Origin of the sequence: Pseudomonas sp. PGPPP1, from assembly GCF_002255865.1 — a bacterium.
GTDB lineage: Bacteria > Pseudomonadota > Gammaproteobacteria > Pseudomonadales > Pseudomonadaceae > Aquipseudomonas > Aquipseudomonas cremoris.
Genome location: NZ_NKIG01000020.1, coordinates 23,254 through 39,496, shown reverse-complemented (window position 1 = coordinate 39,496; position 16,243 = coordinate 23,254). Strand labels below are relative to the sequence as shown.

The following is a 16,243-nucleotide window of genomic DNA, read 5'->3' as shown; positions in this document are numbered from 1 at the left end:
AGGGCTATTGTTGCTCTCTAAGCAATTGGGCAGCGCGGGCGGCGAAGTAGGTCAGAATGCCATCAGCGCCGGCACGTTTAAAGGCCGTCAGGGATTCAAGGATCACCCCTTCACTCAGCCATCCATTCTGTATTGCAGCCATGTGCATCGCGTATTCGCCACTGACCTGATAGACAAAGGTCGGTACCTTGAATTCCTCTTTGACCCGATAAAGGATGTCGAGGTAAGGCATCCCGGGCTTGACCATCACCATGTCGGCGCCTTCGGCCAGGTCGGCCGCCACTTCGTGCAGGGCTTCGTGGCTGTTGGCCGGGTCCATCTGGTACGAGGCCTTGTTGGCCTTGCCCAGGTTCAGGGCCGAACCCACCGCATCACGGAAGGGGCCGTAATAGGCGCTGGCGTACTTGGCCGAGTAGGCCATGATGCGCACATTGACGTGGCCGGCCAGCTCCAGGGCTTCGCGAATCGCCTGGATGCGGCCGTCCATCATGTCCGACGGAGCAACCACCTGGGCGCCCGCTGCGGCGTGGGACAAGGCTTGCTTGACCAGTGCATCAACGGTGATGTCGTTCTGAACATAGCCGTCTTCATCAAGAATGCCATCCTGGCCGTGGGTGGTGAACGGGTCCAACGCCACGTCAGTGATCACCCCCAGCTCCGGGAAACGCTCGCGCAACGCACGGGTGGCGCGCTGGGCAATGCCCTCCGGGTTCCAGGCTTCAGCCGCATCGAGGGACTTGAGCTCATGCGGCGTGACCGGAAACAGCGCCAGCGCCGGAATCCCCAGTTCGACCCAACCGGCCGCCTCGATCAATAGCTGATCGATGGTCAAGCGCTCTACACCTGGCATCGACGCCACGGCTTCGCGCCGATTCTCACCGTCGAGCACAAACACCGGCAGGATCAGATCGTTCGTCGTCAGCACGTTTTCACGCACCAGGCGGCGAGAAAAATCATCACGGCGATTGCGACGCAGGCGGGTTGCGGGGAACAGGCGATTGGCAGGGGTAAAGCTCACGACAGACTCCTGAGCCCGCGTAATACGGGCGAGCGTTGCAGTTATAAGCGGCCATTATGACGAAGGTATGACAGTTGTGCTTGCCGATGCGACCTGTAGTCGCATTCGTCGTTTATGTAGGAATTGTTCACTTCGTGACACATCTCGATACTTTCATGAATGTTCACGAAGGCGTAGGCTGCGCGTTCATTTCGCCAGCACCCCAGACCATGCTTCAACAATTTCTGCATGACTTCGGCTACTTTGCGCTCTTCCTGGGCACGTTCTTCGAAGGCGAGACCATCTTGGTTCTCGCAGGCTTCCTGGCGTTCCGTGGGTACATGGATATCAACCTGGTGGTGGTCGTTGCCTTCTTCGGCAGCTACGCCGGCGACCAGCTTTGGTATTACATGGGCCGCAAGCACGGCCGCAAGCTGCTGGCGCGCAAGCCGCGCTGGCAATTGATGGGCGACAAGGCCCTGGAGCATATCCGCAAACATCCGGATATCTGGGTGCTGAGCTTCCGCTTCGTCTACGGGTTACGCACCGTCATGCCCGTGGCCATCGGGCTTTCCGGCTACCCACCGTTGCGCTACCTGATCCTCAACGGTATTGGCGCTGCAATCTGGGCGCTGGCACTGGGCGCTGCGGCCTACCACTTCGGCGCGGTGCTGGAAGGCATGCTGGGCAGCGTCAAGAAGTACGAACTGTGGGTACTCGGCGCATTGCTGGTGCTGGGTTTCGGCCTGTGGCTGCGCCGCCGTTTCAAGAACGCGCGCATCGCCCGTGAAGCCTGTGCCGACGCCAAGGCCCGGCTCGCTGCCGAACCGGCCCCGGTCGAAGCGCCTAAGACGCCAATCGAGTAAGCCGGTCCCTGCAGCAGTAGAGACCGATCACACTGATCAAGCTGTAACTCAACAGGCCCAGCCAGCCCAAGTTGCTGGCCGGCCACAGCCCAACCAGCGGCGCCAGCCATACCAACGGCACGTTCAGCGCCAGGCGCGCCAGCTCTGCCTTGAGCGCCCACGGGCGATTTTCCAGGGCCACGCCCAAGGTAAACAGCCCCAACGCCATCGCACTCCAGCCCAGGACCAGCGCCGCCGTGGGCAGCCCCTCGCCGAAATTCATCAGGTAGCTACCAAAGCCTACATACGCCGCAAATTGCAGAGCGATATACACCTGCTGGCGCACGTCCAGCGGCACCTCGAATTTACGGAACTGACTCAGATCGTGTTTGGCCAGCGGGTACTTGGCCTTCACGTCCGCCGGGCGCCAACCGGTGCGCATGAACCAGATGCGCACCTTGTCCCACCCGCTTTCGGTACGGCGCGCATCACTCCACAGTTGTGCATAAAACTGCAGGTTGGCCCACAGCGGGTTCCAACTGGCCAGGGGTGTGGTCACACCGAAAATCACCGGTTCGTTGTCGTCTTCTTCCTGGAAGGTGCCGAACAGGCGGTCCCAAATAATGAACACCCCGCCGTAGTTGCGATCCATGTAGAGAGCGTTCTGTGCATGGTGAGCCCGATGATTGGACGGCGTGACGAAGAACCACTCGTACCAACCGAGCTTTGGCACATGACGGGTGTGCACCCAAAATTGATACAGCAAGTTAAGGGACGCCACGCTGATAAATACCACCAGCGGTACGCCGAGTACGGCCAGCGGCAGGTAGAAGATCCAGCTCAGCAGGAAGCCGGTACTGGTCTGGCGCAGGGCCGTGCTGAGGTTGTAGTCCTCGCTCTGGTGATGCACCGAGTGCGCGGCCCAGAGGATATTGCGCTCATGGCCCATGCGGTGCAGCCAGTAGTAGCAGAAGTCGTAGAACACAAAGGCGAACACCCAGGTCCACACGCTGTTCGCCGAAAGCTCGATCAGCGCCAGGTGTTTGAGGGCGAACGCGTAGGTCAAAATCCCCACGCCTTTGGTCAACAGACCCGTGGTGGTGGACAACACACCGGTGCTGAGGCTGTTGATGGCGTCCGCCACACGGTAGTTGCGCTCGCCACGCCAGCGGTCAGCGAGCAGCTCCACCACGATCAAGGCGATGAAAAACGGTACCGCGTAAGGCACGAAGTCCATGGTCTGGTCCGGTTTGTTTTTGTTACATCTAGATTAGGTGTAGCGGCGCCAGACCCCATTGGCAACAGGTGACAAATTAGTAGACATTTAACGCCATGACCCCAGGAGAAATGCCCATGAGCAAAAAGATTGCAGTGATCCTTTCCGGCTGCGGCGTGTACGACGGCGCAGAGATCCACGAAAGCGTGATCACCTTGCTGCGCCTGGACCAGCGCGGCGCTCAGGTCCAATGTTTTGCCCCCGACATTGCCCAGTTGCACGTGATCAACCACCTCACCGGCGAGGAGATGCCCGAGTCACGCAATGTGCTTGTGGAGTCGGCGCGGATCGCCCGAGGCGAAGTGGAAGACATCCGTGAAGCGAACGCCGATGACTTCGACGCGCTGATCGTGCCTGGCGGGTTTGGCGCGGCGAAGAACCTGTCGAACTTTGCCGTGGAAGGCGCCGGTTGCAGCGTCAACCCTCAGGTATTGGCGCTGGCCGAGGCGTTTGCCGAAGCCGGTAAACCGGTGGGGCTGATCTGCATCTCGCCTGCGCTGGCGGCGAAAATCTACGGCCCAGGTGTGACCTGCACCATTGGCAACTGCCCCGAAACCGCAGCGGCGTTGGACAAGATGGGCGCCACTCACCAGGAATGCTCGGTGGAAGATATCGTCGAAGACAAGGCGCGCAAATTGGTAAGCACACCGGCCTATATGGTGGGCAAGCGCATCAGCGAGGTGGCGTCAGGCATCAACAAGCTGGTGGATCGAGTACTTGAACTGACCCACGAAAACGACTGAGCAACCCATTGAATGTAGTGAGCGGGCTTGCCCCGCACTGCGGTATACCAGGCGCAACACGCTTACCTGACACACCGCGGCGCAGGGCAAGCCCGCTCACTACAACATCAGGCGTGTGAGGATCCGATCCAGGGCATTGGCAAATGCCTGCTTGTCCTTTTCCCCATAGGGCGGTGGCCCGCCGCCCATCTGGCCCTGTTCACGCAGGTCGGTGAACAGGTTGCGCACCGCGAGGCGTTCACTCATGTTCGCCGGACTGAACTCCTTGCCCCGTGGATCGAGGGCGGTCACGCCCTTCTTCACCAAGCGATCGGCCAGGGGCACGTCGCTGCAAATCACTAGCTCGCCGGGCACGGCATGCTCTACCAGGTAGTCATCCGCCGCGTCCGGACCGCTGGGAACCACGATCAGCTTCACGCACGAAAAGCTCGGCTTGATCTGGCTCTGCCCCGCCACCAGCACCACTTCGAACTGGCGCTTGAGGGCGAACTTGACCACCTGGTCCTTGGCTGCCCGAGGGCAGGCGTCGGCATCGATCCATACGCGCATAAACACTCCTCATATCCACCGCACTGACCGTGCACGCTCAAGCAGTAACACGGCGCTTTTCGGCCAGCCGACTGCGGCCATACAACACCACAATCGCCAGGATCGCCACCGCCTGCGCACTCAACGAATACGCATCGGCGTGAATACCCAGCCAGTCGAAGTCAAAGAACGCCACTGGCCGCGTACCGAAGATGCCAGCTTCCTGCAGCGCTTTCACACCGTGGCCAGCGAACACCACCGACAGCGCGCACAGCAGTGCTGCGTTGATGCCGAAAAACAACGCCAATGGCAACTTCGCCGAACCGCGCAAAATCACCCACGCCAGGCCCACTAACAGCACCAGCGCCGTTGCGCCGCCGGCCAACACCGCGTTGTGCCCGGCTGGGCCAGCTTGCAACCACAGGGTTTCATAGAACAGGATCACTTCGAACAGCTCGCGGTATACCGAGAAGAACGCCAACATCGCAAAACCAAAGCGCCCGCCGCCGCCCACCAGGCTGCTCTTGATGTAGTCCTGCCAGGCTGCTGCATGGCGACGGTCGTGCATCCACACGCCCAGCCACAGCACCATCACACTGGCGAACAGCGCGGTGCAGCCTTCAAGCAACTCACGCTGCGCACCGCTCACATCAATCACATACGCCGCCAACGCCCAGGTGGCCAAACCGGCCAACAGCGCCAGGCCCCAGCCAACGTTGACGCTGCGCACCGCCGATTGCTGGCCGGTATTCCGCAGGAACGCCAGGATCGCCGCCAGCACCAGGATCGCTTCCAGGCCTTCGCGCAGCAAAATCAGCAAGCCGGAGATGTAGCTCAACGACCAACTCAGGCCATCACTGCCCAACAGGCCGGCGGATTCGGTGAGCTTGGCCTTGGCCACATCCAGACGCTGTTGCACCTGCTCGATTGGCAAGCCGTCCTGCAACGACTGCCGGTAGGCCATCAGCGCCTTTTCGGTGTCCTTGCGCACGTTGGCGTCGACGTTGTCCAGGGAGCTCTCCACCAGCTCGAAGCCTTCCAGATAAGCGGCTACCGACAGGTCATAGGCCTGCTCGTGATCACCGTTGCGGAACGCGGCGAGGCTTTTGTCCAAGGTGGTCGCGGTGTAGTCGAGCAACTGCGCAGGGCCACGCTTGACCTGCGGCGGTTGCGCACGCTGGGCGCGGAAGGTCGCGGCAGCGGCTGGGCCGTTGGCAGCCAGCACTTCATTAGGGGTTTGGCGGGCCAGATCAGCGAGGTTGAAGGACTGCTCACTTTTTGCAGCGGCCGGCTCGGCGGTGAAGCCAGCGATATAGGTGGCTAGGTCCCAGCGCTGGCGGTCGTCCAATTGGTCGGCAAAGGACGGCATGTCAGTGCCTTCGACGCCCAGGCCGAGGGTGTTGTAGATCGCGTACAGACTCAGGCGGTCCAGGCGCGCCGCATCCGTCAGGTTGGCGGGCGGTGGTGTCATGCCCATGCCGGCCGGGCCATCACCGGCACCAACAGTGCCGTGGCACACCGAACAATGCTGGGCGTAAAGCGGTGCGCCGCGCGTCGGGTCTGGGGTGATCGCCGGGGCTTGGCTGACTTCATAGGCCACCGCCAACTGAGCGCCCAACTGCCGGGCCTGGTGCGCAACCGTCGCGCCCTCCGCGCGGGCTGTCACTGCCGCCAGCAACTCATCAACGCCTTTTACCAACTCAGCGCGTTCAGGCTTCTCTGGCAGGTCCGCGACCAAACCCTGCAAAACCCCAAGAAACTCCACCTGCTCACGGTATTCAGACTCATCGATGACCTTGCCCGCTTCCACGGTGGGAGGGTAGTCAGCGCCAATGTAGTCCAGCAAATGCAGGGCTTGTGGGGCGCCCTCGGCAGTCGCGGCCAGCAGGTTGAAGCTGCACGACATCAGCGCCGGCAACAGCAGCCAGGCGAGAAAACGGAAGGGGGCAGTCATGAATGAATCTCAAAGGGAAATACGAAGTAACACATTGTTGAGCCTTAAGAGGTTTGACTCAAGGCGTAAGTGATTTGGCGCTTGATAAGGCGAGACATTTTAGAAGCCCAGTGATGGCGTTGTGGAAGCCGCATCACATCAATAAGCCATTGTTTTGCCAGTAGCGGCGCTTATAATGCCGCGCCCTGTTAGTGCGAAAGGGAATTTCATTCCTCGTTTTCATGAGGAATCACCACACCGGTTGAACACTTTCAGGGAAGAAGCTGCATGGCTTTACGCGCCTTACCTCCGCTCGCGCTAGCGGCGGTTACCTTGCTCTCCGGCTGTTCGATGTTTCGCAGCTATGACACCGAGTTGCAAGCCACTAACCAGCAATTGGCCACGGGCAATGTCGACGGCGCCTTGACCCTGCTGGAAAAGAACAACACCGGCGACGACAAAGACCTGCTCTATTTCTTCGAAAAAGGTGAGTTGTTGCGCGCCAAGGGCGACCTGACGGGCAGCCAGACCGCATGGCGCAGCGCCGACCTGCAAGTCTACAAGTGGGAAGAGTCGGTCAAGTTCGACAGCGAGAAGTACCTCGCCCAGTTCGGCAGCTTCCTGGTCAACGACAAGGTGCGTCGCTACGAAGGCTATGACTACGAAAAAGTCATGCTGACCACCCAAATGGCCCTGAACCTGCTGGCCCTGAACGACTTCGACGGCGCCCGCACCGAAATCAAGAAGACCCACGAGCGCGAAGCCGTCATCGCCGACCTGCGCGACAAGGAATACCTCAAGCGCGAACACGAAGCCGAGCGCGAAGGCGTAACCACCCAGATGAAAGACCTGCGTGGCTACCCAGTGGAAGCCCTGGACGCGCCGGAAGTGGTCGGCTTGAAAAACAGCTACCAAAGTGCGTTCAGTCATTACCTGGCCGGCTTCGTCTACGAAGCCCTGGGTGAAAAAGACCTGGCCGCGCCCGGCTATCGCAAAGCCGCCGAACTGCGCCCCAATACGCCGTTGCTGGAGCAGGCGCTGCTGGACCTGGACAACGCCAAGGTCGGCGCCAATGAGACCGACGTACTGATCGTGGTCCAGAGCGGCCTGGCCCCGGCCCGCGACTCGATCCGCCTGCCGCTGCCGATCCCAATCGACGGCCACTTGGTCATCACCCCGCTGTCGTTCCCAGTGATCAAGGCTGACACGTCCACGGCGACGTTCGCCCAGATCGGTGTCGACGGCCAGCAACAGAACCTCACCGCCCTCAACAGCACCACCGCCATGTCCCGCCGCGCCCTGCGCGATGACATGCCGGGGATCATCCTGCGCACCACCGTGCGGGCGGTCACGCGTGGCGTGGCGCAAAACAACCTGAACAAGACCAACCCCATGGCGGGCCTGGTGCTGGGGATCGCCTCGGCGGTCACCGAAGGCGCCGACACGCGTACCTGGCGCACCCTGCCAGACATGACCCAAGTGACCCGCCTGCGCCTAAAACGTGGCGAACACCAGGTCAGCCTGCCCAACGCCCTGGGCGGCACGCTGGTAACAGTCAAGGCCGACCAGCGCTACCAAGTGATTACCCTGCGCGTGGTCGGCAACCAGGTGTTCGCCGGCGGCCTTGCGGCCCATGTGGTGCCGAGCCCTGCCACTCAAGCCATCGCCCTCAAACAACCTTAAGGAGCACGCTATGCGTCATTTCATCCTCGGCGCCCTGGCGCTGGTCCTGCTCGCCGGCTGCGCCACCCCGCCGCCGCCTGAGCCCGGCAGCGCCGCGAGCAAAGTCGTGGTGATGGGCAAGTTCAAGGGCATCGCCGTCGGCGCCATCCGCGTGGCACGCGAGAACGGCTTCCTCACCGCCAAGGTGCAGTTGAGCAACATCACCAGCAGCAACCAGACGATGTATTACCGCTTCGCCTGGCTGGGCGCCGACGGCTTCCCAGTGGGCGACGAAGAAACCTGGAAAGTGCTGAACCTGTACGCCAACCAGGCGACCTTCCTGCCGGCCATCGCCAACCTGCCTCAAGCCGCGGACTTCCGCCTTGAAGTGAAGACGCCTTGACGCCCACTCCTATTCAGCTCTGGAGATATATCCCCATGTTTGCACGCTTTTCGATCCTCGCCGTGGTCGCCGTCTTGGCCAGCGGTTGCTCCAACACTTCGCCCGTCCTGGGCAGCAAGAACATCAGCTACGGCGACACCAAGGCCGTGGAAACCGTGACCAACGAGTTCGGATCCACCGACCTGCAGATGATCGCCGAAACCATGACCCGCTCCCTGGCACAGTCCGGCATCCTGCAAGGCCGCCCGGTGGTTCAGGTGTATGACGTGAAGAACAAGACCAGCGAGTACATCGATACCCGCGAGATCACCACGTCGATCAAGACCCAATTGATGAAGACCGGCACCGCACGCTTCGCCAGCGACAACACCGACATGCAAAGCCAGGTCGACCAGCTCAAGCTGCAGAACCAGAGCGGCCTGTACAAGAAGTCCACGGTCAGCAAGACCGGCAACATGGTCGCCGCCAAGTACCGCCTGGAAGGCTCCATCAGCTCCATCGTCAAGCGCAGCGCGGACTACAAGGACGTGTTCTACAAGTTCAGCCTGCAACTGGTGGACGTCGAGAGCGGCCTGGCTGAATGGATGGACGAAAAAGAAATCCGCAAGACCACGGAGCGCTAAGCAATGCGTGCATGGATCGGCATGATCGGCCTGCTGTGCGCCTTTGGCGCCTCGGCCGCCCCGAAGATCGCGGTGACCGACCTGGCCTACGAGGCACGGGTCGAGCAATACATCCACATGGTTTCGGCCGGCAACAACTTCCAGGCCAGCGCCTACAACGCCAGCGGCGCGTCGAACTACAGCGAGTACGAAAGCCGTACCAGCTACATCGAGCAGACCGAACTGCGTAAGTTCAGCGGTGACATCAAGGGCGAGATCCTCAAGTCGCGCCAGTTCCAACTGGTGCAGGGCACGCCCTACACCGCCGATGCCAAGGGTGACGTCTACGACGTGATCAAGCGCATCAAGGCCGGTCACTTCAAAGGTGCGGACTACGTACTGTTCGGCACGCTGTCGGACATCGACTTCACCCAGGACATCAACGCCCTCGATCGCACCAACAGCTACTCGGCGGTGCTGGGCCTGACGTTGGTGGCGGATTTCAGCCTGATCAACACCCGCACCTACGAGATCACCTCAGCGTTTACCGCCATGGGCGAAGGCCAGGACACCAAATTGGTGAACAGCCGCGACGTGCGCGTGAGCCTGAACCGGCCGCGTGTGGTCAAGGAAGTGTCGAAAGCGTTGGGTGAGGACGTGGCGCGGCAGTTGGCGGAGCAGTTGGGTGGTGGCTATCAAGAGCCAGGCAAACCTGCGTTGCGCAATAACCTGCCAAGGGATGAGGCGCCGGAGATCTTGCGCTGAAACCTGCGCGGTGCCATGCGAGCGATGGGAAACAAATCCGTATATTGAATGTGATCCAAAACTCTGGTGGCCCGCAACAAACCTAGCTTACTGATCTCACATTACCTTACGGCAAAACCTGAATGCCATGGAAGGGAAATCCAATACGCTGAGCTCGCGCTCGACGAACACGATCTCACCAAGTAAGGTTCCCCACCGCTAAGACTTCCCCAAATGGTGCCTTATGAACAACGAGTCCAACGATTTAGATGCACTGTCGGAAAAAAACAATAAGCATCACCTTTCGAGTCTCATCAGCAGTGAAACTGCCAATGTCCTTGGCTCGCCCCACATCATAAATATTTTGCTCGACGTTCTGGTTTCTCACGGCCTTAAAAATGAGGCAATCGGCGCATTAGTGGCCGCTGAAGCGTACATAAATGCCAAAGAAGGCAAATAGCAACCCTTATTACTCATGCACAATCACGCAACCCACTAAATTTTAAGGATTTTATTTTTTTGTAATGGCCAGTTGCTTTCTCGGATGGACACCGATAGCATTCGAGATGCGTAAGCGTACCGCTTATATGCAGCAATCGATAATCAATGATTCTGGCTTTGCTCTTTAAGAGCGTCTACGAGATTATATATTTGTAGGCTTATGTGGAGGAGCCCTCGCACCTCCGCCGCCTCCTACCCGGAGGAGCAAGGAACGGTAGATTTAGCCATGTGAAGGATGGCAGTCGCCAGAAATCTATATCGATGAAAGCAGCATCCTTCACTGAACCCTAGCGTATGGGTTGGCTAAATCTATTTTTAAACACGGAAGTTAAAATTTGGCAGCGGTAAATCCAAAAAAAGTCACCTCAGAATCTATTGCAAACATCGATAGATTATGTGCAGCCCTGGACATTACAGCTGAAGAACTATGCCAAGTCCAGAATCTACACGAAGATGCCAAATATCAAGCATCCACCGTAGAGAAGAGTGATGGAAGTTTTAGAAAAATATATAACCCGGATTTTCGGCTTCGAAAAATTCAACGCCGGATTAACAAGAGAATATTCTCCAACTCTAAGGTTATAGCTTGGCCGGACCATCTATATGGTTCAGTCCCCAACCAGATAAATGATGATTTCGACTTAATAAATAAAGATTACGTTTCATGCGCCGCAAAACACTGCGGCGCGAAAAGCATTTTAAAACTCGACATCAAAGATTTTTTTGACAACATCCACAAAATCATTGTTCATGATATTTTCCTAAACTTCTTAAAATACCCACAAGACGTTTCTAGCGCCCTTGCGTCCATTTGCTGCCTTAATGATCACGTGGTCCAGGGCGCTCTTACCTCAAGCTACTTAGCAAGTCTTTCTCTATACGACGTCGAAGGATATGTAGTCGAAAAACTACACCGCAAGAACCTTGTTTACACCAGGCTTGTTGATGACATAACGGTATCATCTAAAACATCAAACTATGACTTTAGCTACGCAATCAATTTAATTGAGGGAATGCTTACTGAAAAGGAACTCCCTTTAAATAAAAAAAAGACGAAAGTTCAATATACATCTAGTGAGCCATTAACAGTTCACGGACTCCGAGTCGCATTTAAGCAGCCCCGTCTGCCTTCAGACGAGGTGGCACGAATAAGAACCGCCGTGAAGAATATAGAAACACTAGCTAAAGAAGTCGGTTATCGCACCACATTATCATATCGACAAGACTTCAACAGATGTATGGGAAGAGTAAACAAACTTAGCCGCGTGAATCACGAAAAACATTTAGGCTTGGTCAAGCGGTTAGTTAAGGTGTATCCCCTCCCATCAAAAAAAGATATCAGTCGCGCGGAAGCTATCGTGGCCCGACTTGAAAAAGACTATGCGTCAAAACATTCAACATACTGGTACAGTAAAAGATTTCACACAGCACATGAAAGATTGAACATACTTAAAAGATCGTTCCCCTGCGCTGAAAAAGCGCTTAGAAAGAGATTAAAATCTCTCAGGCCCATTTATGACTAAAAGACTGACTAAGATTTTTAAAGCTTACCCAGCCTTAGGCACGCTACTGCTCACTCTTACTTCTGTTGCAGCCGTAGGCCTGATGCTAAGCTTAATTATCTTTTTCAAGACCGGTATATCTGATAGCTTCAACAAAGACTTCTGCTTTAGCAATTTCTGCGTAGAGCACACATTAAGCCTTTTCAACCAACCATTATTAATTCTCAAAGAGACTTTAAATCTCCTTGTCGCCCTAGCGACTATCGGAGGCATTATAGTAGCCTTATTGAGCTATCTAAATAGCGTTGGTGCAACAGCGCTTAGCAACCACATCTCGCACTTCTCGATATTTCAGAGCTACTTGAGCAATGAAATATCTAAACGAGATAGAGTTTCCACATCATCAATTGATACGTTCCTTTGGTATAATTCTATTTTTTCTCAGTCTCGACTGGGACTTACTACGATATCTAGCGATTACGTCAAAATTATTGAAAGCATAAATAAAGAAATAATTAAATCTAATTTGCAAGCAGCAAAAGCTGAAAGTGGCGCGTTCAGGTATCGCCCACATCAAGAAAGAATAATTCAAACTATGCTCAACATTGGAATAGTCATCACACACCAACCAAGGAATGAATTTTATGAAATCGAAGATCAGATCCTCTCTTTAATTGCTACCGTCAACAAATCATTTTGCTATTCAGACCAAGTCCCCTCAATTGAAAAAAGACTTTACATCTAAGTATTTAAGCAGAGTATGAAAAGCTCTTGACCCAGCGTGTCTTTTACAAAAGTAAATATGGGACTTAGTTTCTACGCAGTTCTGCACTTTGCACGTCGAGTTCATCCAGGACATCAACGCCCTCGATCGCACCAACAGCTACTCGGCGGTGCTGGGCCTGACGTTGGTGGCGGATTTCAGCCTGATCAACACCCGCACCTACGAGATCACCTCAGCGTTTACCGCCATGGGCGAAGGCCAGGACACCAAATTGGTGAACGGCCGCGACGTGCGCGTGAGCCTGAACCGGCCGCGTGTGGTCAAGGAAGTGTCGAAAGCGTTGGGTGAGGACGTGGCGCGGCAGTTGGCGGAGCAGTTGGGTGGTGGCTATCAAGAGCCAGGCAAACCTGCGTTGCGCAATAACCTGCCAAGGGATGAAGCGCCGAAGATCTTGCGCTGAATCGCGATCTCACAAACACCACAAAACCAATGTGGGAGCGGGCTTGCTCGCGAAGGCGGTAGATCAGTCGGTCCATCTAGTGACTGACACTCCGCCTTCGCGAGCAAGCCCGCTCCCACATTTTGATCGGGTTCCTTCAGCCAAATCGCGATTTATGCCGTGGCGCGATGCAGACTGGCCAGGAACCCCGCAGCCCCCACGAACAGCCCCGCAAACGTGCGGTTCATACGCTTCTGCTGCTTAGGCGTACGCAACAACCGCAACACCTTCGACGCCAACCCCGTATACCCCGCCATCACGATCATATCGACCGCGATCATCGTCGCGCCCAGGATCACGTACTGGATCAGCAACGGTGCCTGCGGGTTCACGAACTGCGGCAACACCGCCAGCATGAATACCAACGCCTTGGGGTTGCTGGCATTGACCAGGAAACCGCGGAACATCATCGCCATCGGCTTGCCAATCGGGCGCACGGCCGCGTCATCGGTCATGTCCATGGGCAACGCGCGCCACTGTTTGATCGCCAGGTACACCAGGTACGCCACACCGAACCATTTGATCGCATAGAACGCAGTAGACGACGTGGCCAAAATGGCACCCAGGCCGCCGGCGACCACAGCAATCTGCATTGCCAAGCCAATTTGCAGGCCGATGGCGTTCCAGTAGCCGCGCACAAAGCCATATTGCAGGCCGCTGGACATCGAAGCGATGGCGCCAGCGCCGGGGGAAAGGGAGATGATCCAACTGGCCACGAAAAAGGCCAGCCATGTATCGAGTGCCATTACACACCTCGTATCAAATTCGTCGTAAGCGGTAAGCTAACTCCGAGCACCGAGGCCTGGCTATAGAATTTTTACGCGGGCGTGATCCAGCGCCGCACCGAACGCTGGAAGAACAGGCTGTTAGGCACCTGCACCATAGCGCTGTCGGTACCGGCTTCGGCCACTTCGATCAGTGTGGTGTACAGCAGGTTGATCGCCACGACCCGGCCTTTCACGCCCGGTTTGTCGACGGTGTCCACCAGCTCGACGATATCGCCAAGGCGAAACGGCCCCACGGTAAAGATCAAGATCGCGCACAGCAGGTTGGACAACACCGACCACATGGCGAAGAACGCCACCGCCGCCACCGCCACAAACCCCGACAGCGCGGTCCAGAGCACCGTGGCCGACACACCCAGACGGCCCAGCACGAAGATCAACGCACTGCCCATGATCAACCAACGCAAGCCACCGCGCAGTGGCATCAGCAGTTGCGGCGGAAACGGGTAACGCTCACCCAAGCGCGTGAGGCCCTTGGCCACGAAGCGCTGGGCGAGGTAGCCGGCCAGCAGGATCAGCAGGATTTGCACACCGATCCACACGGGCTCGATCCATTGTGCCGGCAACGGCAGCTGCAGCGCTTCCATCAGGACAGCGCCTCCAGCTCCGCTTGCAGGGACTCCAGCAGTTCGAGGGCTTCCATCCAGGTTTCCTCCAACTGCCCTTCACGCACCTTGAGCTTGGCCTGTTCGGCCAGCAGGTCGCGCAGCTCATCCTTGCGGGCGGCTTCGTACACGGCGCTGTCACCCAGGCTGGTTTCGATCTTGGCCAAGCGCTCATGCACCTTGCCCAGTTCGGCTTCCAGCTTGTCGGCTTCACGCTTGTGCGGTGCCAGCTGTTGGCGCAACGCAGCGGCGGCCTGGCGCTGGGCTTTCTTGTCGGTCTTGTCCGGGTTGACCGGGGTGTTGCTGACCGGCGCGTTGCGCAGGCGGTAATCCGTCAGCCAACGCGCGTAGTCATCGAGGTCACCGTCGAACTCTTCGACTTTGCCATCGGCCACCAGCAAGAAATTGTCAGTGGTGCTCTTGAGCAAGTGACGATCGTGAGACACCACCAGTACCGCACCGCTGAATTCCTGCAGGGCCATGGTCAGCGCCAGGCGCATTTCCAGGTCCAGGTGGTTGGTCGGTTCGTCGAGCAGCAGCAGGTTCGGGCGGTCCCAGGCGATCAGCGCCAACGCCAGGCGGGCTTTTTCGCCGCCGGAGAAATTCAGTACCGGCTCATCGATGCGCGCACCACGGAAGTCGAAACCACCGAGGAAGTCGCGCAGGGTCTGCTCGCGCTCGGTCGGCGCCAGACGCTGCAGGTGCAGCAACGGGCTGGCCTTGGAGTCGAGGGAGTCCAACTGGTGCTGGGCGAAGTAGCCCACCACGGTGTTCTCGCCACGGGTCAGGCGGCCGGCCAGGGGCTCAAGCTCACCCGACAGGTTCTTGATCAGCGTCGATTTGCCCGCGCCGTTGGGGCCGAGCAAACCTATGCGTGCGCCCGGCGTGAGCTGCAGCTTGACCTTCTCCAAGATGGTTTTGTCGCCATAACCCAGGCGTGCATCCGAGAGGTCCAACAGCGGGCTGGAGATTTTCACCGACTCGCGGAACACAAAGTCGAACGGCGAATCGACGTGGGCGGCCGACAGTTCTTCCATGCGTTCCAGTGCCTTGATCCGGCTCTGTGCCTGGCGCGCCTTGGTGGCCTGGGCCTTGAACCGGGCGATGTAGCTTTCCATGTGCGCACGCTGCGCCTGTTGCTTCTCGTAGGCCTGTTGCTGCTGGGCCAGACGCTCGGCACGGGCGCGTTCGAACGCGGTGTAGCCGCCACGGTATAGGGTGATTTTCTTCTGTTCGACATGGGCGATGTTATCGACCACGGCGTCGAGGAAATCCCGGTCGTGGGAAATCAGCAGCAAGGTGCCCTGGTAGCTCTTGAGGAAGTCTTCCAGCCACAGGATCGCATCGAGGTCCAAGTGGTTGGTTGGTTCGTCGAGCAGCAACAGGTCCGAAGGGCACATCAGCGCCTGGGCGAGGTTCAAGCGCATACGCCAGCCGCCGGAGAAGTCGGCGACCGGGCGGTCCATCTGTTCGTTGGTAAAGCCAAGGCCGGCGAGCATCTTGCGCGCGCGGGCATCGGCCGTGTAGCCGTCAGCACTGTCGAGTTCCGAGTGCAGGCGCGCCTGGGCGGCACCGTCCTGGGCTTTCTCGGCCTCGGCCAGGTCGTGTTGCACCTGGCGCAGGCGCAGGTCGCCATCGAGCACGTAGTCGATCGCGATGCGGTCCAGGGTGTCGATCTCCTGGCGCATGTGGGCGATGCGCCAGTCGGCGGGCAGCAAGCAGTCCCCGGAGTCCGGGGTCAGCTCACCCAGCAACAGGGCGAACAACGTGGATTTGCCGGCGCCGTTGGCACCGATCAGGCCGGCTTTGTGACCGGCGTGCAGGGTCAGCTCGGCGTCTTCGAGAAGACGTTGCGGGCCACGCTGTAATGTTAGGCTTTGAAGTCGGATCATAA

16 protein-coding genes and 1 pseudogene are annotated in these 16,243 nt (G+C 58.0%); 10 read left to right on the top strand and 7 right to left on the bottom strand.

The window, feature by feature from the left end:
• Positions 1-4: 4 nt before the first annotated feature.
• Positions 5-1,018 (bottom strand): porphobilinogen synthase, encoded by a 1,014-nt coding sequence (gene hemB, locus CFE47_RS20790; protein WP_286840016.1) that lies wholly within the window; start codon positions 1,016-1,018, stop codon positions 5-7.
• A 209-nt stretch (positions 1,019-1,227) separates the two neighbouring features.
• Between hemB and CFE47_RS20785 the strand changes: the two genes are divergently transcribed.
• Positions 1,228-1,863, top strand: coding sequence for a DedA family protein (locus CFE47_RS20785; RefSeq protein ID WP_185709833.1), 636 nt, complete (start codon positions 1,228-1,230; stop codon positions 1,861-1,863).
• Here CFE47_RS20785 and CFE47_RS20780 read toward each other — a convergent pair.
• The gene (locus CFE47_RS20780; protein WP_286840013.1) at positions 1,844-3,079 is read right to left on the bottom strand and encodes a sterol desaturase family protein; all 1,236 of its coding nucleotides are present in this window, start codon (positions 3,077-3,079) and stop codon (positions 1,844-1,846) included. The two genes, CFE47_RS20785 and CFE47_RS20780, sit on opposite strands and share 20 nt — an antisense overlap.
• A gap of 116 nt (positions 3,080-3,195) precedes the next feature.
• On the opposite strand from CFE47_RS20780, the gene elbB reads away from it, so the two are divergent.
• A complete protein-coding gene (elbB, locus tag CFE47_RS20775) occupies positions 3,196-3,861 on the top strand; it encodes an isoprenoid biosynthesis glyoxalase ElbB (protein WP_286840011.1) in 666 nt (221 codons plus the stop codon).
• 99 nt (positions 3,862-3,960) lie between these two features.
• On the opposite strand, the gene CFE47_RS20770 is transcribed toward elbB, so the two are convergent.
• Positions 3,961-4,410, bottom strand: a complete 450-nt coding sequence (locus CFE47_RS20770) for a YaiI/YqxD family protein (protein WP_286840008.1) — start codon at positions 4,408-4,410, stop codon at positions 3,961-3,963.
• A gap of 37 nt (positions 4,411-4,447) precedes the next feature.
• Positions 4,448-6,343, bottom strand: coding sequence for a cytochrome c/FTR1 family iron permease (locus CFE47_RS20765; RefSeq protein ID WP_286840005.1), 1,896 nt, complete (start codon positions 6,341-6,343; stop codon positions 4,448-4,450).
• A gap of 267 nt (positions 6,344-6,610) precedes the next feature.
• Here CFE47_RS20765 and CFE47_RS20760 point away from each other — a divergent pair, with 267 nt between their 5' ends.
• From CFE47_RS20760 to CFE47_RS20725, 8 genes and pseudogenes are all read left to right on the top strand, one after another.
• Entirely contained in the window at positions 6,611-8,005 is a 1,395-nt protein-coding gene (locus tag CFE47_RS20760) for a COG3014 family protein (protein ID WP_286840001.1), read from the top strand.
• Between the two features lie 10 nt (positions 8,006-8,015).
• A complete protein-coding gene (locus CFE47_RS20755; RefSeq protein WP_185709820.1) occupies positions 8,016-8,387 on the top strand; it encodes a YcfL family putative periplasmic lipoprotein in 372 nt (123 codons plus the stop codon).
• A 35-nt stretch (positions 8,388-8,422) separates the two neighbouring features.
• Positions 8,423-9,010 (top strand): penicillin-binding protein activator LpoB, encoded by a 588-nt coding sequence (gene lpoB, locus CFE47_RS20750; RefSeq protein WP_185709821.1) that lies wholly within the window; start codon positions 8,423-8,425, stop codon positions 9,008-9,010.
• A 3-nt stretch (positions 9,011-9,013) separates the two neighbouring features.
• Positions 9,014-9,754: a penicillin-binding protein activator LpoB gene (locus CFE47_RS20745; protein ID WP_286839997.1), complete on the top strand. Its 741-nt coding sequence runs from the start codon at positions 9,014-9,016 to the stop codon at positions 9,752-9,754.
• A gap of 223 nt (positions 9,755-9,977) precedes the next feature.
• Positions 9,978-10,193 (top strand): hypothetical protein, encoded by a 216-nt coding sequence (locus tag CFE47_RS20740; protein ID WP_286839994.1) that lies wholly within the window; start codon positions 9,978-9,980, stop codon positions 10,191-10,193.
• A gap of 376 nt (positions 10,194-10,569) precedes the next feature.
• Positions 10,570-11,757, top strand: coding sequence for a reverse transcriptase family protein (locus CFE47_RS20735; RefSeq protein WP_286839991.1), 1,188 nt, complete (start codon positions 10,570-10,572; stop codon positions 11,755-11,757).
• Complete coding sequence (locus CFE47_RS20730; protein ID WP_286839988.1) at positions 11,750-12,481, top strand: retron Ec48 family effector membrane protein; 732 nt, start codon at positions 11,750-11,752, stop codon at positions 12,479-12,481. Before CFE47_RS20735 ends, CFE47_RS20730 begins: the two co-directional genes overlap by 8 nt.
• 94 nt (positions 12,482-12,575) lie before the next feature.
• Positions 12,576-12,920 (top strand): annotated as a pseudogene (locus tag CFE47_RS20725) (penicillin-binding protein activator LpoB); the annotation flags it as partial.
• 152 nt (positions 12,921-13,072) lie between these two features.
• Here CFE47_RS20725 and CFE47_RS20720 read toward each other — a convergent pair.
• The 3 genes from CFE47_RS20720 to CFE47_RS20710 form a co-directional block, all read right to left on the bottom strand.
• Positions 13,073-13,705, bottom strand: a complete 633-nt coding sequence (locus tag CFE47_RS20720; RefSeq protein ID WP_135290740.1) for a LysE family transporter — start codon at positions 13,703-13,705, stop codon at positions 13,073-13,075.
• A 71-nt stretch (positions 13,706-13,776) separates the two neighbouring features.
• Positions 13,777-14,331 carry a mechanosensitive ion channel family protein gene (locus CFE47_RS20715; RefSeq protein WP_185709823.1) on the bottom strand — a complete coding sequence of 185 codons (555 nt, stop codon included), beginning with the start codon at positions 14,329-14,331 and terminating at the stop codon, positions 13,777-13,779.
• Positions 14,331-16,241 carry an ATP-binding cassette domain-containing protein gene (locus tag CFE47_RS20710; protein WP_286839986.1) on the bottom strand — a complete coding sequence of 637 codons (1,911 nt, stop codon included), beginning with the start codon at positions 16,239-16,241 and terminating at the stop codon, positions 14,331-14,333. Before CFE47_RS20710 ends, CFE47_RS20715 begins: the two co-directional genes overlap by 1 nt.
• Between the last annotated feature and the right edge of the window lie 2 nt (positions 16,242-16,243).

What these genes read in the sequence shown, in the direction of transcription:
- CFE47_RS20785 (WP_185709833.1), top strand. Translation starts at nt 1,228, where the DNA reads ATGCTTCAACAATTTCTGCATGACTTCGGCTACTTTGCGCTCTTCCTG.
- CFE47_RS20780 (WP_286840013.1), bottom strand. Translation starts at nt 3,079, where the DNA reads ATGGACTTCGTGCCTTACGCGGTACCGTTTTTCATCGCCTTGATCGTG.
- elbB (WP_286840011.1), top strand. Translation starts at nt 3,196, where the DNA reads ATGAGCAAAAAGATTGCAGTGATCCTTTCCGGCTGCGGCGTGTACGAC.
- CFE47_RS20770 (WP_286840008.1), bottom strand. Translation starts at nt 4,410, where the DNA reads ATGCGCGTATGGATCGATGCCGACGCCTGCCCTCGGGCAGCCAAGGAC.
- CFE47_RS20765 (WP_286840005.1), bottom strand. Translation starts at nt 6,343, where the DNA reads ATGACTGCCCCCTTCCGTTTTCTCGCCTGGCTGCTGTTGCCGGCGCTG.
- CFE47_RS20760 (WP_286840001.1), top strand. Translation starts at nt 6,611, where the DNA reads ATGGCTTTACGCGCCTTACCTCCGCTCGCGCTAGCGGCGGTTACCTTG.
- CFE47_RS20755 (WP_185709820.1), top strand. Translation starts at nt 8,016, where the DNA reads ATGCGTCATTTCATCCTCGGCGCCCTGGCGCTGGTCCTGCTCGCCGGC.
- lpoB (WP_185709821.1), top strand. Translation starts at nt 8,423, where the DNA reads ATGTTTGCACGCTTTTCGATCCTCGCCGTGGTCGCCGTCTTGGCCAGC.
- CFE47_RS20745 (WP_286839997.1), top strand. Translation starts at nt 9,014, where the DNA reads ATGCGTGCATGGATCGGCATGATCGGCCTGCTGTGCGCCTTTGGCGCC.
- CFE47_RS20740 (WP_286839994.1), top strand. Translation starts at nt 9,978, where the DNA reads ATGAACAACGAGTCCAACGATTTAGATGCACTGTCGGAAAAAAACAAT.
- CFE47_RS20730 (WP_286839988.1), top strand. Translation starts at nt 11,750, where the DNA reads ATGACTAAAAGACTGACTAAGATTTTTAAAGCTTACCCAGCCTTAGGC.
- CFE47_RS20720 (WP_135290740.1), bottom strand. Translation starts at nt 13,705, where the DNA reads ATGGCACTCGATACATGGCTGGCCTTTTTCGTGGCCAGTTGGATCATC.
- CFE47_RS20715 (WP_185709823.1), bottom strand. Translation starts at nt 14,331, where the DNA reads ATGGAAGCGCTGCAGCTGCCGTTGCCGGCACAATGGATCGAGCCCGTG.
- CFE47_RS20710 (WP_286839986.1), bottom strand. Translation starts at nt 16,241, where the DNA reads ATGATCCGACTTCAAAGCCTAACATTACAGCGTGGCCCGCAACGTCTT.